The organism is uncultured Flavobacterium sp. (assembly GCF_963975005.1).
Lineage (GTDB): Bacteria > Bacteroidota > Bacteroidia > Flavobacteriales > Flavobacteriaceae > Flavobacterium.
Window position 1 is genome coordinate 1 of the sequence record NZ_CAXBFR010000157.1, and the last position, 5,575, is coordinate 5,575.

Here is a 5,575-nt window from a genome sequence, read left to right on the forward strand (position 1 = left end):
ACTAAGTAGTCTTTTTAAAATCAATTGTTTGTAATATTATTGTCCTGCTTCTTTTTCAGCATCATCAATCATTTTCTGATTTGCTGTAATAGCAAATTCTACACGTCTGTTTTTACTTCTTCCATCAACAGTTTCATTATCTGCAATAGGATCAGCTATTCCTAAACCTTTTGTAGTAAAACGAGTAACACTTATTCCTTTTCCAGCTAAATAATTTTTAACTGAAGCTGCTCTTTGTTCTGATAATTTTTGATTAAAATCAACAGATCCTGTGCTATCAGTATATCCAAAAATTGTGATATCAGTGTCAGCATAACTTTTAAAAACTGGAATTAATTTATCTAAATTAGCTTGAGCTTGTGCTGTTAATGTTGATTTACTTGTGTCAAAACGAACTGCATTTTCTCCTAGCACTAATTTAATCCCTTCCCCAACTCTTTCAACTTCAGCTCCTGGTAAAGCTTCTTTAATTTCTCTGGCTTGTTTGTCCATTTTATTACCGATAACTCCACCAGCAACTCCTCCTACTACTCCACCAAGAACAGCTCCTAATTCAGAACTTCCTCCTTTTACATTATTCCCGATAACTGCACCTAAAATTGCTCCAGCTGCAACTCCAATAGCTGCTCCACGTTGTGTTTTATTAGTGTTTTTAGCAGCCTCACAACTTGTTAAAACGATTCCTGCTATTAAAATAAAACTTAAACTTTTTAGTATTGAATTTTTCATATGTATATTTTTAATTATTGTTTTTGAAATTGGTAAGTCACTTCTTTCATTATACCTCCAACGTTGATTTTATCTATTAATTCAAAGCTTGTTTCTGTAACATTAGCTACTCTTAAAATATAACCTTGATTTACTTTTTTTGCTTTATAATCATTTATAATTTTCATTACAAAATTTCCTTCTTGGTTTATATACCAAGTAATAGGTGAACTAAACGAGATACAACTAGCATCATTTAATGTCATAGTTCCTTTATTATTGTTTGAAACGAATTTCCAAGTACTTCCAACAAAACACTTAGAATCAGCCAAATCAAAAGAAGTCACTTTGATATAATCTGAACCAGGAAAACTTACGTTTGTAATTGTCCAATCTCCTTTTATAACTCTTTCAACTTTATTATCAACATTTGTGTTGGTAACTGATTGTGATTTACATCCAAATAACAAAATGGAAAACACTACTATTAAAATTCTCTTTTTCATAATTAAAAATTTTATTAATTTATTTATACAAAAATAGTTCACAATTTAATATGTTCTTTATAAAATTACGATTTATTGTAGCAAAATTCCAACATCAGTCAATTTGTCAGATTAAATGCAATTGGTACTCTATTTGTCTATTGTAAAATCAAATTGTTTAACCTAAAAAAAAAATAAATATGACAACAGGAAAAATTAATGTTTCAGTAGAAAACATCTTTCCCTTAATCAAAAAGTTCTTATATAGTGATCACGAAATTTTCTTGCGTGAACTTATTTCAAATGCAACCGATGCCACTTTAAAATTAAAACACTTAGCGAGCATTGGTGAATCAAAATCAGAATATGGAAATCCGATTATCGAAGTAAAAATCGATAAAGAAGGAAAAAAATTACACATCATTGACCAAGGTTTAGGTATGTCTGCTGAAGAAGTAGAAAAATACATCAACCAAATTGCTTTTTCTGGAGCTGAAGAGTTTTTAGAAAAATATAAAGATTCAGCTAAAGATTCAGGTGTAATTGGTCATTTTGGATTAGGGTTCTATTCTGCCTTTATGGTAGCTTCAAAAGTAGAATTAATTACAAAATCACATACAGATGCACAAGCTGCACATTGGACCTGTGATGGAAGTCCGGAATTCACTTTAGTTTCTAGTGATAAAACTACAAGAGGAACAGAAATCATTTTACACATTGCTGAAGATTCTTTAGAATTCTTAGAAGAAAGTAAAATTGGCGGATTGTTATCTAAATATAATAAGTTCATGCCTATTCCAATTAAATTTGGAACAAAAATGGAGCAAATTCCTTTACCAGAAGACGCAGAAAAAGATGCTAAACCAGAAGAAATTGAAGTAGACAATATCATTAATAATCCAAATCCAGCTTGGACAAAATTACCAACTGAATTATCAGATGCTGATTACAAATCTTTTTACAGAGAAATGTATCCAATGCAATTTGAGGAACCATTGTTTCACATTCATTTAAATGTAGATTATCCTTTTAATTTGACTGGAATTTTATATTTTCCAAAATTATCTGCTGATATTCAAATGCAAAAAGATAAAATTCAGTTATACCAAAATCAGGTTTATGTAACCGATAATGTTGAAGGAATTGTACCTGAATTCTTAACGATGTTAAAGGGTGTAATTGATTCTCCAGATATTCCTTTAAATGTTTCTCGTTCTTATCTACAAGCTGATGGAAATGTAAATTGAAATCATTAATCACAGAAAACCGTGAAGATTTCGAGAAAAAATGGAATGATATCAAAATTGTTTTGGAATACGGAATGCTTTCTGAACCAAAATTCTATGAAAAATCAGGAGCTTTTACTTTATATCCAACAGTTGATGATACTTACTTTACTTTAGACGAATTAAAAGAAAAAGTAAAAGACACACAAACTGACAAAAACGGAAAAACAGTTATTCTTTATGCTTCAAACAAAGAAGCACAACACAGTTATATTGCTGCTGCAAAAGACAAAGGGTATCAAGTTTTGCTATTAGATAGTCCGATTGTTTCGCATTTAATACAGAAATTAGAAAGTGACAATGAAAACTTAACGTTTGCACGTGTTGATGGTGATGCTATCGATAAATTAATTGAAAAAGAAGATACTCAAATTTCAAAATTATCAGACGAGGAAAGTGAGACACTAAAAACTTCAATTGAAGTGGTTGTGCCAAAAGAAAAATATAGCGTTCAATTAGAAGCAATGGATAGCAATGCTGCACCGTTTATGATAACTCAACCAGAATTCATGAGAAGAATGAAAGAAATGAGTCAATCTGGTGGTGGCGGAGGAATGTTCGGAATGGGAAATTTCCCAGATATGTACAATTTGATTGTAAATACAAATTCTGAATTCGCAACTTCATTATTAAATACGAAAGACGAAACGGTTAAAGCAAACTTGGTAAAACAAGCTTTAGATTTAGCCAAACTTTCTCAAGGTTTATTAAAAGGAGAAGAACTAACTGCTTTTGTAAAACGTAGTTTTGAAACTATAAAATAAGTAGAGAACACATTTTTGCAAAAAATGTTGTGAATCACTTATTCCGAGTTTGACTCGGAATCCTATTAAAATCAAAACCTGTGAGTGAAAACTTGCAGGTTTTTTTGTAGCTTTGAATTATTAATACAAAAATCAAAATATGTTTTCTCTTTTTAAAAAAATATCCAAAAAAATAAGTGGTAAAGAAACTCCTCAAAAAAATCTTGTAGATGTAATTTCAGAAGAAAAAATCACAGATTATATTGGGGATAAAATTGCTAGTCATGAAACAGGTGGAATTTGGATTAAAGTACAAGAAATAGCTGAATTTCATTTTCTGAATATTACTGTAGTTGGAACACAAAATATAAAAACCAACAAAGGAATTACTTTCAACTTTATAGGTAAAGACAAAACCTACGCATTAAATTCTGATACTAAAGAAATAAAATCTGATAATTCTAATATCTCAGATCAATGGGTTACGCAATTTAGTTTTGATATCACAGATGTAGATTTTGATACGATGTTAACTCAAAGTAACACAATTGAAGTAGAAAGTAATAAACAAACTGAAGGTTTTACAATTATTAATTAAAATGAAAACAAAAATTCTAGCTCTTTTTTTATTAGTTTCAACGACAATTCATTCACAAGAAAAACCTAAAGATAATGATGTTTTTATTATTGATTATGACAGTTTTAGTAATATAAACAGCTTACATGATTTAGCTAAAAAAGCCAAGAGTACAACAAATGATCAAAAAGAACAACTAAACATATTATTACATTGGACTTATAATAATATAACAGGAGATTCTGAAAGATTTTTTTATGGTGGAGAACTTCAAAATATAGAAAAAACGGTAAAAAGTGGTAAAGGTTTGTGCGAAGATTACACATTAATCTTTAATCAATACTGTAAACTTTTAGATATTAAATCGATTAGAGTTGATGGTTATATCAAACCAATTAATTTTAAAGAAAATGATAAGTTGGAACGACCAAATCACACTTGGAATGCTGTATTTATTGGCCAAAATTGGTTATTATGTGATTTGTTTTGGTCAACAACTTCATTAAACTTTAGCAATACTTTTACCAATAAAATAAACCCTAAATATTTTCTTTCTGAAGGAGAAATTTTTATCGAAACCCATTTGCCATGTGATCCAATCTTTCAATTATTAAATAATCCAATAAAATTAGAAGCTTTTACTAATTTAGTTGAAGGTTATAATAAAGGTTTTAGAAAAAATGAAACAATAGAGTATAAAACAGAAATTAATAAATTGTTACTTTTAGATAAAAATGAATTACTATTAAAAATTGCAAGAAACACATTTTCATATAACAAGAACAACCCAAATAGTTTAATAGAAGAATTATTTAATTATGGAGTTGATATTTTAAACAACAAATCATCTACAATTAAACAATTAAATAAAGCAAAATCTTACTTTAAAGAAGCTAAATCCCTTATTCCTTTATCAAATAAAGAAGATGTCAAACAATTAGATTTTCAATGCACTGAAGGAATAAAAATTATTGATAAAAGATTAATATAAAACACTAAAAATTAAATTCAATTAATACATCAATTTTCAAACACATTCACTCAAATTAATTTGTGAAAATTCGTGTAATTCGTGTCAACTTTTTTTCATTTATATAAATCGAGTAACAAAACCCATTTTCCAACGTCTTATACTTACAATTAAAAACTAAAACTTTGGAAACAATACTTTCAATAAAGAACCTCAATAAAATATTTGGCAAAAAAATTCATGCGGTAAACAATGTCTCTTTTGAAATACAAAAAGGAAATGTATATGGAATTTTAGGTCCAAATGGTTCAGGAAAATCAACAACTCTTGGAATCGTTTTAAACGTAGTCAACAAAACCTCTGGAGAATTTTCTTGGTTCAATGGCACAATGGAAACGCATGAGGCTTTAAAAAAAGTTGGTGCAATTATAGAAAGGCCAAACTTTTATCCTTACATGACAGCTCAAGAAAACTTAGAGTTAGTTTGTAAAATTAAAGACATTCCTTTTACTAAAGTGGCTGAAAAGTTAGAATTAGTTGGCTTAGTAGAAAGAAAAGACTCAAAGTTCAAAACTTTTTCTTTAGGGATGAAACAGCGTTTAGCTATTGCTTCTGCCCTACTAAATGATCCAGAAATATTAATTTTAGATGAACCTACAAACGGTCTTGACCCACAAGGAATTCGTCAAATTAGAGATATAATTCGTTTAATTGCTTCTCAAGGAACAACGATTTTATTAGCTTCACATTTATTGGATGAAGTCGAAAAAGTTTGTACACACGTAGTTGTACTTCGTTATGGAAAA

The 5,575-nt window shown here is 29.0% G+C and carries 5 protein-coding genes and 1 pseudogene; 4 read left to right on the forward strand and 2 right to left on the reverse strand.

All coding sequences use genetic code 11. The features are described from left to right. Positions 1–36 precede the first annotated feature (36 nt). The gene (locus AACZ53_RS13505) at positions 37–729 is read right to left on the reverse strand and encodes an OmpA family protein (RefSeq protein WP_339839496.1); all 693 of its coding nucleotides are present in this window, start codon (positions 727–729) and stop codon (positions 37–39) included. A 14-nt stretch (positions 730–743) separates the two neighbouring features. Next, complete coding sequence (locus AACZ53_RS13510) at positions 744–1,214, reverse strand: hypothetical protein (RefSeq protein ID WP_339839499.1); 471 nt, start codon at positions 1,212–1,214, stop codon at positions 744–746. Between the two features lie 179 nt (positions 1,215–1,393). Here AACZ53_RS13510 and htpG point away from each other — a divergent pair. From htpG to AACZ53_RS13530, 4 genes and pseudogenes are all read left to right on the forward strand, one after another. After that, positions 1,394–3,243, forward strand: a pseudogene (gene htpG, locus AACZ53_RS13515) (molecular chaperone HtpG). 139 nt (positions 3,244–3,382) lie between these two features. Then, positions 3,383–3,820, forward strand: a complete 438-nt coding sequence (locus tag AACZ53_RS13520) for a hypothetical protein (protein WP_339839501.1) — start codon at positions 3,383–3,385, stop codon at positions 3,818–3,820. Between the two features lies 1 nt (position 3,821). Continuing rightward, complete coding sequence (locus AACZ53_RS13525) at positions 3,822–4,790, forward strand: transglutaminase domain-containing protein (RefSeq protein WP_339839504.1); 969 nt, start codon at positions 3,822–3,824, stop codon at positions 4,788–4,790. A 164-nt stretch (positions 4,791–4,954) separates the two neighbouring features. Then, positions 4,955–5,575 (forward strand): ATP-binding cassette domain-containing protein (locus tag AACZ53_RS13530; protein ID WP_339839507.1); only part of this gene is annotated, 621 nt, incomplete at its 3' end.